At 51.0% G+C, this 17301-nt stretch carries 10 protein-coding genes; 3 read left to right on the top strand and 7 right to left on the bottom strand.

The genetic code is table 11. The annotated features are described in order from the left end of the window. Nucleotides 1-6: 6 nt before the first annotated feature. The 3 genes from OXG87_04040 to sulP all read right to left on the bottom strand — a co-directional run bounded on the left by OXG87_04040 (nucleotide 7) and on the right by sulP (nucleotide 7650). Complete coding sequence (locus tag OXG87_04040) at nucleotides 7-2181, bottom strand: hypothetical protein (protein ID MCY3868702.1); 2175 nt, start codon at nucleotides 2179-2181, stop codon at nucleotides 7-9. 51 nt (nucleotides 2182-2232) lie between these two features. Continuing rightward, complete coding sequence (locus tag OXG87_04035) at nucleotides 2233-5589, bottom strand: TonB-dependent receptor (GenBank protein MCY3868701.1); 3357 nt, start codon at nucleotides 5587-5589, stop codon at nucleotides 2233-2235. Between the two features lie 288 nt (nucleotides 5590-5877). Continuing rightward, nucleotides 5878-7650: a sulfate permease gene (gene sulP / locus OXG87_04030; GenBank protein ID MCY3868700.1), complete on the bottom strand. Its 1773-nt coding sequence runs from the start codon at nucleotides 7648-7650 to the stop codon at nucleotides 5878-5880. Between the two features lie 185 nt (nucleotides 7651-7835). On the opposite strand from sulP, the gene OXG87_04025 reads away from it, so the two are divergent. From OXG87_04025 to OXG87_04015, 3 genes are all read left to right on the top strand, one after another. Beyond that, nucleotides 7836-9383, top strand: a complete 1548-nt coding sequence (locus OXG87_04025) for an alanine/glycine:cation symporter family protein (protein MCY3868699.1) — start codon at nucleotides 7836-7838, stop codon at nucleotides 9381-9383. Nucleotides 9384-9550: 167 nt separating this feature from the next. After that, on the top strand, nucleotides 9551-9805 hold the full coding sequence (locus tag OXG87_04020) for a DUF433 domain-containing protein (protein ID MCY3868698.1): 255 nt from the start codon (nucleotides 9551-9553) through the stop codon (nucleotides 9803-9805). Between the two features lie 126 nt (nucleotides 9806-9931). Next, on the top strand, nucleotides 9932-11071 hold the full coding sequence (locus OXG87_04015; GenBank protein ID MCY3868697.1) for an FAD-binding oxidoreductase: 1140 nt from the start codon (nucleotides 9932-9934) through the stop codon (nucleotides 11069-11071). 4 nt (nucleotides 11072-11075) lie between these two features. Here OXG87_04015 and OXG87_04010 read toward each other — a convergent pair whose 3' ends face one another. The 4 genes from OXG87_04010 to OXG87_03995 form a co-directional block, all read right to left on the bottom strand. Beyond that, a complete protein-coding gene (locus tag OXG87_04010; protein ID MCY3868696.1) occupies nucleotides 11076-12053 on the bottom strand; it encodes a Gfo/Idh/MocA family oxidoreductase in 978 nt (325 codons plus the stop codon). 91 nt (nucleotides 12054-12144) lie between these two features. Beyond that, nucleotides 12145-14952, bottom strand: coding sequence for a UPF0182 family protein (locus OXG87_04005; GenBank protein MCY3868695.1), 2808 nt, complete (start codon nucleotides 14950-14952; stop codon nucleotides 12145-12147). Between the two features lie 130 nt (nucleotides 14953-15082). Then, the gene (locus OXG87_04000; GenBank protein MCY3868694.1) at nucleotides 15083-16534 is read right to left on the bottom strand and encodes a sulfatase-like hydrolase/transferase; all 1452 of its coding nucleotides are present in this window, start codon (nucleotides 16532-16534) and stop codon (nucleotides 15083-15085) included. A gap of 27 nt (nucleotides 16535-16561) precedes the next feature. After that, nucleotides 16562-17301: LptF/LptG family permease (locus OXG87_03995; GenBank protein ID MCY3868693.1), on the bottom strand; the 740-nt coding region annotated here is incomplete at its 5' end.

The following is a 17301-nucleotide window of genomic DNA, read 5'->3' as shown; positions in this document are numbered from 1 at the left end:
CCATTCTTAACGAATAATGACGAATTTTTTGATTATCTTTTCGCCGGTCTGAGTGTCTGTGATCACGGCAAAATAAATGCCGCTTGTAATCACCTGATTCGATTCTGTGGTCAGGTTCCAAAATTCGTCCCCTGTGCCGTCTGTGTGCTCAATGGTGAAAATCGATTCTCCCAGTTCGCTGAAAATCTGGATGGTGCATTCCCCGGGAATTTCGAAGAATGCCAGCTTGTCCTGCTGGTCTGGGAATCGAATATTCTGATCGGCTTCCAGCACATAGGGATTGGGCACAACGCGCACGTCACTCATTACGCCGCCGGGCGGACGCTTCAAAAACGCGGGATCATAGGTCTGCGTATAATACCGGCTGCTTTTCAGCACACTGCCTGTCGGCGTCATTCCCGTTCCATCGCTGTTCACCTGGCCTACAGATTGGATATAGTAGAAATAACTGATGCCGCGCACCACGTCCGCATCTGCGTATTCGCGTGCCTCTGCCCCCAGGGTGGCGATCAATTGATATTCCCAGCGGTCATCCACATTGCCTTCATAAAAATTGCGCGTACGCCAGATCTCAAAACCCGAGTGGTTGGCATTGGCAAAGGTATCCCAGGAAAGCACAATTTGATCAGAACCGGACTGCACATTGAAAACTCTGGGCGGCAGTGGGGGATGCGGAATATTATAACCCGATTCCCAGTTCGCAGTAGCTCTGCGGATCATCTGGTAGATGGAATCCCGGGTGCCCAGTACCCAGCGGTTCTTCGTGTGGGTCTGCCCATTGTAGGTAATGGGGAGTGTATCGTCATAACCAGAATCTTTGTACGCCTTGCCCACAGCAACAGATACGTCCCGGTTCAACCCGTGCATACCTTCAATCCAGACCATACTGACACTTTCGCCCGGAGCCAGTGTGTAGGGGCCAAAGGCAAACCACGGTACCATACCTCCACTTCTCATGCGAGAGACATCAGTTTGCGCACCCATGCGTTCGTACCACGATTCATCATCGAAAGGACCCGCAGGCTCCGGCGGTGCTGAACGGTCGGCTTCGTGTGGAAAAAAGTGTCCATCGGTGCCCGGGTTGCCATATTCGGCATAGCTCAGGTCCGGGTGCATAAAATGGTACGTGTCTACCATCTGTTCGGCATCGCCAAACGACGGGTTGCTAATCGAGTCGCCGCCGCGGTGAAAGCCCGTACTCCTGGGCTGGCCAGGATCATTAGTCGGATCTGATGGGCTTGTATCTGCGTGCAAGATCGCGCGGGTCAGCATATAAGCACCGCCGAGCCGACCAATGGAATCGCCTTCTGTAATCCGATAGTTAGCATTTCCGCGTCCACCTCGCCAGATAGGTCCTCCAAGTCGGTTCAGGAAGGACACATTCGTACCATTGCCGATCCAGCCGAGCGTGGCGCGTATGCCTTCCCATTTGCCCAGAGGCTCCTTGCCGTCGCCCACATAATCCCACATTGTGCCCGAGACACCCGCGCCCGTAACCCCGCGCGGCCCCCAGAGGTGCTCTTTAGCGGCAAAAGACAACATCATCTCGTTCGCGGTTTGATCGGGCAATTCGATCTCTTCATCGGCATCGACATTGCCCGTATTTGTCCAGGTCATTTCCCGGATGTGGTAGTCATCGTGATAGGGATTGGAAAATGCGTATATCTTCTCTTCCCATGTGATGCCTACATTGCTATGGGCACCGCGAACAATCATGCGATCTGATGGAATAGAAGGATCGACGCGGGTCAATACTGTGGGCCGAGAAAAAGATTGAAACCCATCGACAAACACGTCGGGTTTGTCAAACTTGCCAATCAGTTCCATGGGCAATGCAAAGTGTTCGCCCAGGTCAAATACGCGCGGTCCCGCACGGGCGACCTTAAATGGCCAGGGTTGGCCATTTTCATCGGTAAAATCTTTTACTCCAATATAGTGACGTGAACGCACATGGGTTCCACCTTCTCGAGCATAAATACCGGGCCAGTATTTCACACGTGCCCGAAACGGGGGGCGTGTGATTGAAGGCTCTGTGCCTGTCGATGCGTATCGATAGTGATAATCGCCCACATCCAGCCACATTAGTTCCGCCTGTGCCTGCACTTCGGTTGGCTGACCAAAGAACACCAGAGCCACAAGTGCAAAAGCTGTTCCGACCAGCGGTTTTAACAATCTGTTCATTACAATGTCTCCTGTTGAAACCACAGATAAACTATGTGGTTGCGTTTGAATTTAGAACGAGAACCGCAAGCCCAAACGCATGCGCAGTGGGTTTAAGAACCAGATAGTGTCGTTGTTGGGCATGTCGATATACAGCTTATTGTCCAGCACTTCATTCACAAAGTCCTGATTTGCCTGCGCCCAGTTTCCGTTTTGATATTCGTGATATTGTCCGGTTTCCTGAACATACCACAACACGCGGCGGCCGGGTTCGAGACCCGTGGGCAGTACAGCCGTGATTTCCGCATCGCCGGGCAATCCATTGGCGGGCAAATCGCTGGCTGTATTGACAATTTCGATGGGCACAAACTCCGTGCCGTAATCTCTGAAACTGCCGGGCGAGTCATTGCCGGGAATGAACTGATAGGGCGGTTCAAACTCGCCAAATGTGTCTTCTGGCAAATGCAGGGATACCATATAGAATTCCCAGTCTTCGAGCCCCGGGTTGGCAGAACTGCTATTGAGTCGCTTGAGATTAAACACATTATCGACGTCTAAAAAGAACATGGCCCTGACGCCCATCATCGCAAACTGCTTCGTCAGGCGCAGATCCATATTCCTGATACTCTTGTACTGGACATTTCTGATCAAACCGGGGATATCTCCACCTTCTGGCCCATACCAGTTGCTGTACTGACCCGCTCGCCAACGGCCCACGAAAGACATATCCCACTTGCCCAGGGGATAAAACTTAGAGACCTGGGGACCAAAGTCGCGCGGCGTGTAAAATTCCAGCGACAATCTGGCGAAGGGTCGGCTGGCGGGTCGGCTTTGATAGTGCCGCGTAGAGGTCGCATCAAAAGTGGCTTGCTCTAAGCGATTTTCAAATATCTGGCGCCGACCAAAGTTGCCGTCCTTAGTTTGCAGATACGTATAGTTGACTGATCCGCCAAACCACTTGCCCCTGTGCTTTCTAATGGTTATTTCAAAGCCCCGGATATCGTCGTAGTTGAGGGGTTCAAAAAGGTTGTAAGCTACGGTTTGGTCCAGATTGGTGTAGGCCACACCAATTGACTGGTCGTCGTTGGCCTTGTAATATCCGGTCAGGCGCAGCAAATACCGATCAAACAAATTCTGCTCAAAGCCGAGTTCGTAATTGATCGTGCGCGGCATCGGATGATTGGGATTGCCAATCCGAGAGACTGCACCCGTATTTATTTCATCGATGAGAAAGAGATTGTGTGGGTTCAGCATCTGGCGGAAGTGCCCATAGTTAAAAAACAATTTGCTATCTGCTGTTACCGGGAACGAAATACCCAAGCGCGGGCTTAAATAAGACAGGGTCTTAACAGGCGCCTGATCGAGTGCTTCCTCGAGATTTTCTTTGCCAATTTTAGGCCCAAACGCACCGGAGAAATCTTCATAAACCCACCATTCGCCACTCCCATTCCAGCGATCCCAACGCACCCCCAAGTTTGCGATCATCGCATTGAATTCGAGCTTGGTTTGCACATATCCGGCAAATTGGTTTGGAGTGCGTTGCCAGATGTATTTGGGTGCCGCATTGTTTTTGAAGAAAGGCTGTGCATTTTCGTGATTCACATCGTAATCACTGGCGATCCATTCAAAACCCGCCTTAAACTGCGCGACCTGATTGCGCTGGCTGGTAATGTCAAAACGCGTTGTATAGGCTACGACTTCAGAGTCGTCGCGTCCATTGGCCCAGTGTCCCCCAAAATACAGGCCGTCAACAAAGACTTCATTTTTCATAAAATAGCCATCGGGTGCAGCCGTCAACCCGATGTGGTTCTGCGTGACCTCTGAAACTTGTAAAGACGGACTGGGAGGCGCGAAGTCCGGATTGCGGGGAATGGTATTTTCAACAGCCGTCAAATCGCGGTCTGGATACTTTTCGGTCAAAAAGTCCGATTGCATCCTCTGAAAGCGAAACTCGTAAAATGTTCTGGGGCTCAACACATGTGAAAAGCTGAGGCCGATATTATTGCGCTTGATCTGAAGCGTGTTCTCGTGGTGATTTGCCCAAATCAGGTCAGCATCATTAAGACCCATTTCCTGATTGCCGCGCCACATGTTGGGAAAGCCACTCTTGTTCGGATTCAAGCCATATTCTTCACCTGCCATCGCCTCGACACTTAACTTCATGCTACTGCGAATATCCGACGTGACCTTTACGCGGCCCCAGTCGTTTTCATATTCATCAATATTGCGCGGCATCATATAGGCCCTGCGCTCGCGCTTGCCCGAAGCAAAGAACCTCAGACCGCCCAGTTTTTCGCTCAATCCCGGAATTAAGGGACCACCAAAACCCAGGTCGATATCGAAATCCGCATTGCGAACTTCCAGATCTTTGCGGCGATACCACTCGAACAACTCTGTGATGACCGCATCATCAACTTGCAGTTCATCAACTGGTAAAGTCGATTCATCTGCGCCCGTGTCTCTCACGCCCACGCCGTGATACGGATCAGTAGGGGTGGCAGCCCATCTTCGTACAATGGTATTCCACCCGGCCCAGACTCGATATTGACGCCGCGTGTACACATCCCAGGGGCTTTCGGGCGAATGGGTGCCCACGTTCCTCACAGCGGGATCTGTAAATGGCCGCCAAAAAAAGCCATTGGGATGATTTGGCAACGGACCAAAATAATCGCGCTGTGCGCCGCTGTGTCGCAACAACACATCGCCGTTGTAACGTCGCTTGTCGCCTTCTTTGGTTACAATATTGACCAGGCCCGAGCGCACGTTGCCGTATTCGGCGTTGAACCCACCCGACTGCACGCTCATTTCTTTGATTGAGGTATAACTCACCGTTGAATACGGTTCGTTGTTGCGCCCATCGCGCATGGACAGACCATCGACCGAAAAGGCGATCTCATTAAAATTGCTGCCTCGAATCGAGAGTTCGCCATTGGCAGAGGCGAGAACCCCTGCCTCTAATCGCACGACTTCGTTCACGCTGGTCAATGGCAGGGTTTCGACATCCTGCGCGGAGATATTGGCGACATTGGCGGAAATATCGGGTTGCACCACCGGGAGTTCGGCAACCACCGTGATCTCTGCCAGTTCAATGGTCTCTTCGACAAGGCCGTAGTCACCAGAGAAATTTACCGTTGTGGTCAGGTCTATAAAGACCCGCACATTGGTTTGCGTGGCTTTGTGATAGCCGACCATACTCGCACTGACGGTATAAGAACCCGGCGGCACATTGATGATGAAATAATTGCCATCGGGATCTGTTACCGCGCCCAATGTGGTGCCTTCAATGACCACATTGGCACCGGGCAGGGTTTCACCTGTGGATTTCTCCACGACCTTTCCGGCAATTTTACCGGTTGATCCGGCAAAAACAGCACTGGCTGAGAATGCCAGAGCTATGAAGAAAAAGAAAAATAGACTCGTCCGTCTCATAGACTTCCTCCTGTGGTGAAAGGGACAGTTGCGCTTTTCGTATTGGAATTGAATCAGATTGCCCAAAATTGAAGGGAGACAATCTGTTATGGTGCAAAAATTAGTCCACCAAATTTATCATTTTACAAAAAAAAATCAAGTAAGAATCGTGATGATCAGTAGTCAGCGGGTCAGACCCATTTGCAACTACATTGTTTTAGACAAATTAGAAGGTCACTTCGTTCCTTATGAACAATGTAATAAATTGTTATAGTGTTATAGTTTGTACACTCAAAAGGATCGGATTTTCTATACGCGATAAAATACGTCTCCATCTGGTCTGGGGCGGTGAAGTGGACATCCGGCAGGGCACGATCTGTCGCAGGGATACTGGTCTTCCAGTGCCTCCCAAACATGAGCTAATACGCTGTCGAGAGTGGCGTAAAATCTGTCTCGGCCGATTGCTTCGAGTACGCCTGCGCGATTGAGTGCGTCCAGGATCTGCTTTTTTGTACGCGTGAATAGTACTTCAATGCCGGTCTCGTGGAGCCGCTGTACCACGCCGATCAGCATTTCCTTTCCCGTGGCATCAATCTCATTTATCCCTTCGGCATCGACAATCACATAGCGCAATTTGGGATCGCGAATACGTTCCAATACGGCGTCTTCAAAAGCACCCGCGCTACCAAAATACAATGAGCCATCAAATCGGATGGTGGCAATTGCATCGCACAATTCCAGATCGTGTTCTACTGCGTCTCGAAACGCACCGTCGGGATGGCGGGCGAGGAAGGCCACGCGCGGTTTCATCGTGCGATAGAGATAGAGGGCGATTGATAAGGACGCACCGATCAAGATGCCCTGGTCGAGGTGTGGCGCGAAGATGAGGGTGAGTGCAAATGACGATATGGCGACAATGCCGTCGTGTTTGTGTACTTTCCACGCGCTTACAATGGGTTTGACGTTAATTAGTGCGGTGACAGAGACAATGACGATTGCCGCCAGGGTGGATAGGGGCATGTGGTATAAGAGTTGGGTGAAGAAAAGGAGTAGCAGGATGACCACTAAACCAGCAATGACAGATGCAAAGCCGGTTTGGCCGCCCGCGCGCAATGTGACGGTTGAACGAACAAAAGATCCGGAGACGGGAAAACTCTGAAAAAAACTGCCAGCGATATTGCTCAAGCCCTGTGCGAGCAATTCCTGGTTGGCGTCAATGCGTTGACGGGTTTGCGTGGCGATGGCTTTGGCAATTGAAATGGTTTCCAGGTATCCAATGAGTGCGATGGTTATGGTGGCACTGAGGATATGTGGTACGATACCCCAGTCAATTACTGGCAGTGCAAATGCGGGGATGCCTTCGGGGATGTTGCCCACGACCTGTCCGCCGTAATTTTGTTCAAATCCGATGAGCCATGAGATGCCTGTTGTCAAGATGGCGACAATTAGCACACCCGGGATTTGCGGGCTAATGCGGCGCAAGATAAATAATAATGCGATGGCAGAGAGGCCCATGATCAGGGTGGGGGAGTGAAAGCCCGCTGATATGACGTCCCACATGCGTATCATGCGTTCGTAATGTGCCCCGCCGCGTTCTACGGTGACGCCGAATAATTTGTCGATTTGCGATGTGCCGATGATGATGGCTGCGGCATTGGTAAAACCGAGTACCACCGGATGTGAGAGAAAGTTCACCAATACGCCCAGGCGCAATATGCCCAGCCCGAATTGCAAGAGGCCAACCATGAGAGCCAGCAGGATCGCATAGGCGATATACGCCTGTTCGTCAACTGCGAGTTGTCCCAATTCAGAGGCGACCATCAAGGCGACGAGCGCAACCGGGCCTGTGGAGAGTTGGCGAGAAGACCCGAAGAGGGCGCTGACAATGATGGGTACAAAGGATGCATAGAAGCCGTAGTAGGGCGGCATTTCGGCCAGTTGGGCATTGGCCATGGCCTGTGGGATCAAGACCAGCGATAAGGTGATGCCCGCAATAATATCGGCGCGCAGGATGTGCCGGTCTTTGAGTTCTCCAATCCAGTTGAGAAAAGGCAGATAGCGATGGAGTAGTGAATTTGGCATGCGTATTCCGTACCGTATGGTTGTTTTATCCGGATATTTAATCTGCTCAACGCAAGCGCAAAGTGCAAGGATAAAGTCACGGAGGATGTAAAAGTGCTATACATCCCCTCAATTTGTTTGTATTATATTTGCCATTGTTAGCGAGAAATCTGTTTACAGGTGCCTTACCAAACAAAGGAGTTTACATGTCTTTCAAGAATCGCACGTTTTTTTGGTTTGCCTGGCTTCTGGGTCTGTCTGTAGTCGGTTATGCATTTGCACAGGAAGCATCGTCGGGTGAATCGCCGGGAGGAATTAAAGCATTTACGATGGCTTTGAATGAACACCTGGGTACGGTTGTCGGGTTTTTGGGCAATATTTTATTTCAGGATTTCGGTACAGATATTCCTCTCATTGTCGTTGTCTTGTTTGGTGGTGGCGTGTATTACTCTTTTTATTTTGGCTGGATTTCTCTGCGTGGTTTCAAACATTCGATTGACGTGATTCGCGGGCGGTACGATCATCCCGACCATCCTGGCGAAATTTCGCACTTTAAGGCACTGACCAGTGCGCTGTCTGCGACTGTGGGATTGGGAAATATCGCTGGGGTTGCAATTGCGATAAGTCTGGGGGGACCTGGTGCGGTTTTCTGGATGATTGGTATGGCGTTTTTTGGCATGGCTTCAAAGCTGGCGTCCTGTACGCTGGCGGTAATGCACAGGAAAATCCATCCCGATGGCCGCGTGTCGGGTGGCCCGATGTATTATCTGGAACACGGTCTTGGCGAAAAAGGCCTCAGGCCGTTGGGGCGCACATTCGCTGTGATTTTTGCGATTCTGACGATTGGCGGTTCTCTGGGTGGCGGCAATATGTTTCAAGCCAACCAGACCCTTGAAATTCTCAGCACAGTATCTGAGAGCTTTATAACATATAACTGGCTAATGGGTATTGTTATGGCGACATTTGTAGCCATTGTCATTATTGGCGGCATCAAGCGCATTGGCAATGTAACGTCGCGCATTGTGCCCTTTATGTGTGGACTATATGTTCTGACCTCAATTTTGATTATTCTGACGAATATTACAGAAGTTCCCGGGCTTATTGCGAATATTATTTCACAGGCGTTTACGCCAGAAGCTATGTATGGCGGATTTATCGGGGTATTGGTTAACGGGGTTAAGCGGGCTGCTTTTTCCAATGAGGCGGGATTGGGTTCTGCTGCATTTGCCCACGCGGCAGCCAAAACCGATGAACCCGCTCGTGAAGGGATGGTCGCGATGATCGGGCCTTTTATCGATACCATTATTATATGTTTGATGACGGCATTGGTTTGTATGATCACAGGTGCATATCAACTTGCAGAGTTTCAAGGTACGTCAGACTGGGTAGTTGGTGCTAAAATGACGGCTGCGGCATTTGATTCGTTTATTCCTGGGGCGCGTTATGTGCTCGCGATTGCCGTGATGCTTTTTGCGTATTCGACTATGATCTCCTGGTCTTATTACGGCGAGCGTGCATGGGAATATCTTTTTGGTATGAAATCTATTCTGGCTTATCGGGTTATTTTTGTTTGCTTTGTGTTCATCGGATCGGTCACTGCGTTAAAAAATGTTCTCAATTTTTCAGACATGATGATTTTGGGTATGGCGTTTCCGAATATTGTCGGTGGCGTTATTTTAAGCCCACAGATCAAGGCTGTGCTCAAAGAATACTGGGGACGTTACAAGGCGGGTGAGTTAACGGTGTATAAATAACCGGCCGATTTTTTTACCATTTCAATGCAGATGGGAGTGTTTTTATCTATTAGGCACACGGGGGGTCCTCTTGTTTGGGATAATACAACAAAATTAAAGGAACCTCCTCTGGGCTATTAACGTCACGCTATCACAATTGTGTCGGTAAAAAATTATGGGTGAACACTATGAGCATAGAAATTGGCACTTTGCTGGTTAAAGACCCGGATATATGTGGTGGACTCTTACGCATAGACGGTACGCGCATGACAGTAAATCAAATCGTTGTGTGGTATAAACAAGGGTATAGCCCGGAAGAAATTGCAGATCAATATCCGCATTTGACGCTATCGCAAATCTATGCAGCGTTGGCTTATTACCACGCGAACAAAGAAGAAGTAGAAGCGTCTTTGGTGGCCGAAGAAAAAAAAATTGACCAGTGACGAAATGAAAAACAATATTCAATTTCTTTAATTGGATTTTGTTCATTTATGGGCATTAAATAGCTGAACAGATTACGGGTTTACCACAAAAGGCGAACCCGTTTTCTGTATAAGGGTGAAAGGGAAATGAACAATTTTTCAAATATCGCTGTGATTGGCGCGGGTATTGTGGGGGCATCAATCGCATTTCACCTGGCGAGGCGCGGTGCGAAGGTCACGCTGATTGATGTGGGTGAACCCAGGAAGAAATCAGCTATTCAGCCGGCAACGGCTGTATCTTTTGCATGGATGAATGCACGCGATAAAAATCCCAGACATTATCACCTTTTCAACCGGCGCTCGCTGGATATGTGGGCGCGATTTGTCGAGCGACTGGGCATACCGCAAAGCGCGACATGGGGCGGTGAATTGCGGTGGGCATCTACGGATGATGGGGCGCGGGAAATTGTGAAGCGCGCGGGCGTTTTGCAGTCTTGGGGATATCCCATCCGTCTGTTGAATGGGGAGGAGGTTGAATCATTGGAGCCGGGTTTGACGCCCGGCGTTGTGACGGCAGCTTCTTATACGGATATAGAAGGACACGCAGATACAGGGGCTGTTGTTCGGGCATGTGTCGAACGGTTAAAGGAATGGGGCGCGGATATTTTTTGGGGGACACACGTCACAGGGCTGGCGCGTTCGGGGGCAGATATAGCGGCTGTGGTGACGGACAGGGGAGAGATTGCGTGTGATGCAGTTGTGCTTGCAGGGGGTGCAGATACAGCAAGTCTCGCGGCAATGGCAGATGTTGATGTGCCTGTGTATTACACGTTTGGATGTACGATTTTGACAGAGCCTGTGCCGCCTGTTTTTGAAAACGCATCGGTGGTGCATTCGCCCCGCGATTGTCCTCCGCAGACCAATTTCAGGCAGTTGCCCAATGGTTCGGTGATGCTTCACGGAGGGGCGCACGGTCGGGTGTACGATGGTGGTTCGCTTGGGCAGGATGATCGAGAAGTGCAGCGGGTGGTCGATGCTGTGGCGCGTTTTTTGCCTGCGATTGAAGGCGTGCCCGTGCGCGAGGTCCGGCGCGGGCGCCGTCCTGTTCCTGAGGACGGACACCCGATTCTCGGATTTTCCAAACGGGTTCCAAATCTCTATTTGTCTGTGACACACAGCGGGGTTACGCTCGCGCCTTTAATTGGCGAATGCGCGGCGATTGAGATTTTGGATGGTGCTCGAATAGATTTTTTGAGACGCTATCGCCTCGAGCGGTTTTTACAGTGATTCCTCACATATCCGATATCTGAACCACTTCGCCCGTTTCTATTGAGCGGTTGACGGCCATGACGATTTCTTGTGTTTTGACGGCATCGGCATACGTGGTTTTGAGTGCGGAGTCGTCGCCTTTTCTCACGGCATCTATAAAGTCATTGTCCATGTCTTGCCAGTAATCGTTTTGCACTTCGACCCGTTCTGAATTGCCATTTTGAATGATGGTGATGGATCTGCGCTCGCGATATTCGATGTTCATGTCTTTGGTGAAGATGTCAATGCCGCCTCTGCCTCGTCCTCCCGATAGAAAACACGCTGAGAAGATGGTGGCGGCCAGACCATTTTCAAAAACGAGCGTGGCTGCGCTGCTATCTTCGATGTTATAGTCGGGCACGTCGGTCATTAAGCCCGTGCGCCCTGCCGCATAGACGGATTTTACTTCGCCAAAGAGATACCGCGTCATATCGGTGACGTGAATGGTTTGCTCAACGGCCTGGCCACCCGACATTTCTTTGCGCCGCCACCAGGGTACTTGCGGCATTCCTCCCATCCAGTATCCCATTGCCAGGCCAACGGGGCGATCTTTGAGCAGGTCTTTTGTCTGTGCGATAATGTCTAAATAGCGTCCTTGAAATCCAACGCACGATACGACGTTGTTTTTGCGAATGGCGGCATCGACTTCGCGGGCTTTTTCCATTGTGACAGATACGGGTTTTTCCACGAAGAGGGCTATGCCTTTTTCAGCGGCCATGATTTCCTGCTCTTCGTGTGCAAAGGGCGGAATGCATACGTATAGCGCGTCCATTTCTTCGTTTTCGAGCATTGTTTTGTAATCTGTATAGACCGTCGCATTCCATTCTTCGGCGGCTTCTGCGACGCGGTCTTTTTCGAGGTCACACATTGCCACCACCTCTACGTCATCCATATTTTTGAGATGTTTTCGGTGGGGGCGCGATATGCCGCCAGTTCCGATAAATCCTACTTTTACAGCCATTTTTTTCCTTTCTGTAAAGTCCTAAAAACTATGGATAGACAGAATTATACCGTCTATCCATAGTTGAATCGGGAGAAATGAACTGGAACGATTATTTATCCAGTGTCTTTTTTAATTCGAGAATCGATTGTTCCAGTTGTTTCATCGCTTCGCCCGCGGTTGTCCAATCCCATTTTTGAAGCGATTCCCGCACGCGCTGGAATTGCATATCTGCTTCTGATGCCAAATCTGCTGCGGTGCGTTCAGCGGGTTGTTCTGATGTGGTCGCGGGTGTTTCTTCGGAACCTGGAGATTTCAGGGTTTTCCCCGCACCAGAGCCAAACAATTCGTTGAGGGCATCTTCAAATGTATCGCGCATGATGACCTGTCCACCAAATGCGACGATCACTTGCTTGAGTTCGGGGATGGCCGTGCTCTGCTGGAGTTGACGCGGTGGTTGTCCCTGCTGCGGCTGTCCACCGCCTTCGCCTTCAAAGCCCTGTTGTTGGAATTGCTCGGATTCCTGGCGAGCTTGAAGGTAGATGGGTTCAACGTACAGGAAAGATGATTCGATGGGTACGGCCAAAAGGTTGCCGCGAATGACTTCGGAGCCGCCTTGTCCCCACAGGGTGAGTTGGCTCGATATATCTGGCTGCTGATCGATGCGGGCTTCGAGTTGCATGGGACCGAAGATGAGTTTTTCTTTCGGCAGGAGATAGACCAGCAAGTCACCGTAGTTTTCCCCGTCGCATCGCGCGGCAAGCCAGCCGATCATGTTGTCCTTTTGGGCGGGTGTGAAGGGCACGAGCAGCAGAAATTCTTCGCGTTGTTCGCCGGGGAATTTGACGATGATATAGTACGGTTCCATCGGCTGTGTGCGGTCGTTTTGGCCATAGATTTCATTTGGGATTTCCCACAGGTCTTCCTGGTTGTAAAACACCTGCACTTCCTGCATGTGATATTCGCGATACATCGTCGCTTGAATGCGGAAGAGGTCAACGGGATACCGCACATGGGCGCGCAAATCAGCAGGCATGGTGTCAATTGATTTGAACAGGGTGGGGAATATCGCGGCATAAGCGGCAATCACGGGTTCATCTTCGGCTTGATAAAAGGTGACAGAACCGTGATAAGCATCCATGACAACCTTGACCGAATTGCGGATGTAGTTGATCTGCGACCGGCCCATGCGTTTGGAATAGGGATACATGTTGGTGGTTGTGTACGCATCTAAGATCCAGTACAGACGGCCTTCTGAGATAACGAGATAGGGATCCGAGTCGAAGAAGAGGAAAGGCGCGATCTCGCGTGCGCGTTGGGCGATTTGCCGGTGGTACATGATTTTGCTTTCGGATAGGATGTAGCTACTCAAGAGCAAATTGGGATCCATCATGCGAATGGTAAATGCCAGACGGTTGATGAAACTGCCCATGGGTACCCCGCCATTGCCTTCGTAGGTGGTAAACGCATTGCCATCGCGCTGGGGATAGTCAAATTCTTCGGCACTGGTTTTGACGACCACGTTGCCGTAGGTGCGTTCGCCATAGTAGATTTCTGGGCGAGAAATCTGTAGCTCTGCTGCGTCGGTCACTGGGGGAATATCCTTGACCATAAACTCTGGCAAGCCCTCGGGCGTGACTTGCGTAACCGGGCTCATGGCAACCCCATATCCGTGTGTATATTGCAGGGTTTCGTTGACCCAGTTGCGCGCCTGAGCAGGCAGGCGATTGGTGTCGAGTTCGCGCCCCGAGAGCATGACCTGTCGATATACGCCATCGATGGTGTAGCGATCCACGTCAACGCTGGGAAAGACATAATAGGGACGAATTTCCTGAACCTGCTGATAGGTTTGCACCATTGGGCGCTCGTCCCAGATGCGGATGTTGCGAATGGTCAAAGGATTGGCGGCAATGTCCGCTGCGGTGAGGTTCTCGGATGCCTCAAAGGGTTGTTCCACAATCCTGTCGAGGGCGTATGCTTTTCGCGTAAAGTCGATGTTATTCTTGATATAGGGGGTTTCGCGCTGGAGTTCGGTGGGATCTACGATGAGTTTTTGCACAATTGCACCCGGAATACTGCCCAGCCCGATGGTGCCAATGAGAAAGACGCCAACACCGATGAGGAGTGGGCGCGCTTCACGCGATTTGATATTTCGCAAGAGCATGATGCCAGTTGCGACAAAGGCAATGATGAGGATCCAATATATCCAGCGTTGGACGTTGACATCGACAAATCCCGCACCGAAAAAGACGTCGCCCGGAGAATAGAGCAAGCCGTAGATTTTGAGGTAATAATTGATAGCCGAAAACAGCAAGAATAGCCCGGCAAGGGCAGACAGGTGTGCGACGGGGCGCGGCATGACTTGAATGCGCTCCTGCAAGCTAATACCGCCTGTGGCCATGTAAATGACCCCTGATGCCAGGGCCGATACGATTACTGTGCCGATGAGAAAACCGACTGTAAACTGGTAAAAGGGCAAATCAAAGACATAAAATCCAACGTCGCGCCCAAAGATGGGATCGGAAGTGCCAAATGATCCGCCGTACCAGTAACGCAACAGGGTGGGCCATTGTGAGGAGCCGACATTGCCCATAATGAGGACGAGGACAGCGGCGATTAACAGATAACCGGTATTTGAGCGCAACAGGCTTGCGCCGGGCATTTCACCTTCGTAAAGCGAGGCGTCTGCTTCGAGCGCGGAGCGGGTGAATCGACCGACATAATGAAGGTTGATACCAATGACTACAGCGGCAATTAGACCGTAAAATATGCCGGATAGGAAACGCGCTTTCAGGGTGGTCCAGAAGACAGCCTGAAAATCGAGGCTCGAGAACCACAGCCAGTCGGTATAATAGGATGATAACCACGCGAACCCGATGACAATGACAAATATGGTTGGGATTAAAAACTTGCGTTGCATAAATATGTCCTCTGTAAAAATAGCTCGAAGAACTATTAAGCCAAATGCGACAACGGATAATTTCGGGATGTTAAGTAAAGTAAAAAAGAATCATTTGTCACTTAAAAACAAAAGCGATTAGCGGTTAGCGTCACAGACATTCAATATCTTCGGCGTCATCGGGCACCGGGACGGTGTCGGGCAAGGTGGGTTGAATGGTCTGCCCCCAGCGGGTAATCAGGCGTATGTCGCGGTCGATATCCGCGCATTCTCTGAGTACATACTCGGGATCCCACTGTTCAAAAATGCGGGATATGAGGTGGTCGCGGATGTCTTCATAATTGGGATCGCTGCCCAGATCGTGCATTTCTTCGGGATCGTCTTCGAGGTTGTAGAGGACGGGTGCAGTATCGTCGTGATATGTGTAACATTTCCAGGGTCCAGTTCGAATCATACACGAGGGTGTGCGTTCTATCCCCAGGTGTTCACTGAATGTTTCGTTGGGGTGATCGCCAGCATCGCGCCCCGCAAGCAGCGGCCAGAGCGAGTGTCCGTGAATGTCCGGCAGGGGATTTCCATCTGCCATGTCGAGTAGCGTGGGACCAATGTCCATCAGATTACATATCTGGTTGTTTTCCGTATTTGATGCGATCACGCCTGGAAGGCTTGCGATGAGGGGGACGCCGACAGACCCTTCGTAATAACTGCTTTTCCACCAGCAGCCGTGTTCTCCGGACATTTCGCCGTGGTCCGAGCAATAAATGACCAGAGTATTGCGGTCGAGGCCCGTTTCTCGCAGGGTCTGGAGGATGTGCCCGATTTGTATGTCGAGGTATTCGCACATGCCAAAATAAGCGGCACGGGCAACGCGGATGCGTTCTTCGTCGAGGGGGGGATAGAGGCCGCGAAGCTGTTTGAATTTGCGAATGGCTGCGGGTTCATTGGGCGTGTGCTGGGGGATATCGACGCGGTCGTAATAATAATCAAAAAGCTCTTTGTGTGCGATGAAGGGACAGTGGGGCAAGAGAAATCCCGCCACGGCAGCAAAGGGTCGGTCGCCGGGATTTTCCGCTTTGTCGCGCAAATACGCGCTGGTTCTTTCCGCGACCATTTCGTCAAAGACGTGATACGAGCCATACCCCCGCCCGGCAACTTCGACGGCCGTGCGATTTTGTCCGGTGGTCGCCGTTGAAATGCTTTTGAAGAGGGGCGCGCCCTGCCTGTTTGCACCCGGATGTGTGGCACCGTATTCGCCGAAGGGACGGTTTTCAAAGCCGTGTCGCTGGTCTTGTCCGTTGAAGTGCATCCGCCCAATAAGCGATGTTTTATACCCGGCCAATCCCATGGCATGTGCCCAGGTGGGAATGCCCGAATGCAGCAGGTGATTGTTGTTCCACACGCGGTTGGCCGAAGGCATGCGACACGTCATAAATGACATGCGGCTGGGCACGCAAACGGGTGAGGCGCAATACGCGCTTGTGAAGCGCATACCGTTTTCTGATAGTTGGTCGAGATGGGGTGTGCGTACAAGGGGGTCGCCATAAGCACCAATGTGATACTTGCTGTGCTGATCGGAGATCATCAGGAGAATATTGTATTTCATGTGGATCCTCGAATGTTAAGGTGTTAACTATTTGCGCGTTGTGAGAAGCGTGATAATCCCAATCGCGCCAAAGATCGCATTTGCCCCCCAGGCACCCCATTCAGGAGGTAGCACATCGTTCCAACCCATGGCGCGCCCGAGTTGAATGCACCCGTAAAATGCAAAGCAAATCAGCAAACACATGCCAATTTGGATGGGGCGTCCCGTCCGCTGCATGCGAGAGGCCAGGGGAAGGCCAAAGAGGGCGATCACGAAGTTCGCAAATGGAAATGCCAAACGCATGTGAAGCGCTACAGATTCTCGAAGTGTCTGGCTGCCGTTGCGCGTTTTGCGATGGATAAAATCCATCAGTTCCGAATACGTCATCTGATCTTCGGGCACGACATCGCGTATGAGGTCTTCGGGTGTTAGTGTTACATCTTTTGCTGCCCACACGCGAAATGTGCGATAAAATTCTTTTCCATCTGAAAATACGCGCCGATCTCCATTCATAAAATGCCATTCTGCGGCGGCCCAAACGACTTCTTCCGCGCGAACGCGCTCTGCGAGTGCCCCGCCTTCATATTTGTCGAGTATTACCTGCCGGCCCTTCATGGCCTGGGCATCGTATTCTCTCATTGACAAAATACGCCTGCCCGTATCTCGCAGCGCGATTCGCACGCGGATGGACTGAGGTCCAACTGCTGATCGACGCGGTTGCTCGATTTTAGATCGCGCCCGATTTGCTCTCGGCACGACCTGATCGGCCATTGTAGCGGCCAAAATAC

The sequence above is a fragment of the Gemmatimonadota bacterium genome (assembly GCA_026706845.1).
Taxonomy (GTDB): domain Bacteria; phylum Latescibacterota; class UBA2968; order UBA2968; family UBA2968; genus VXRD01.
The sequence above is the reverse complement of the archived record's forward strand: the minus strand, read 5'-3'. Positions and strand labels throughout refer to the sequence as shown.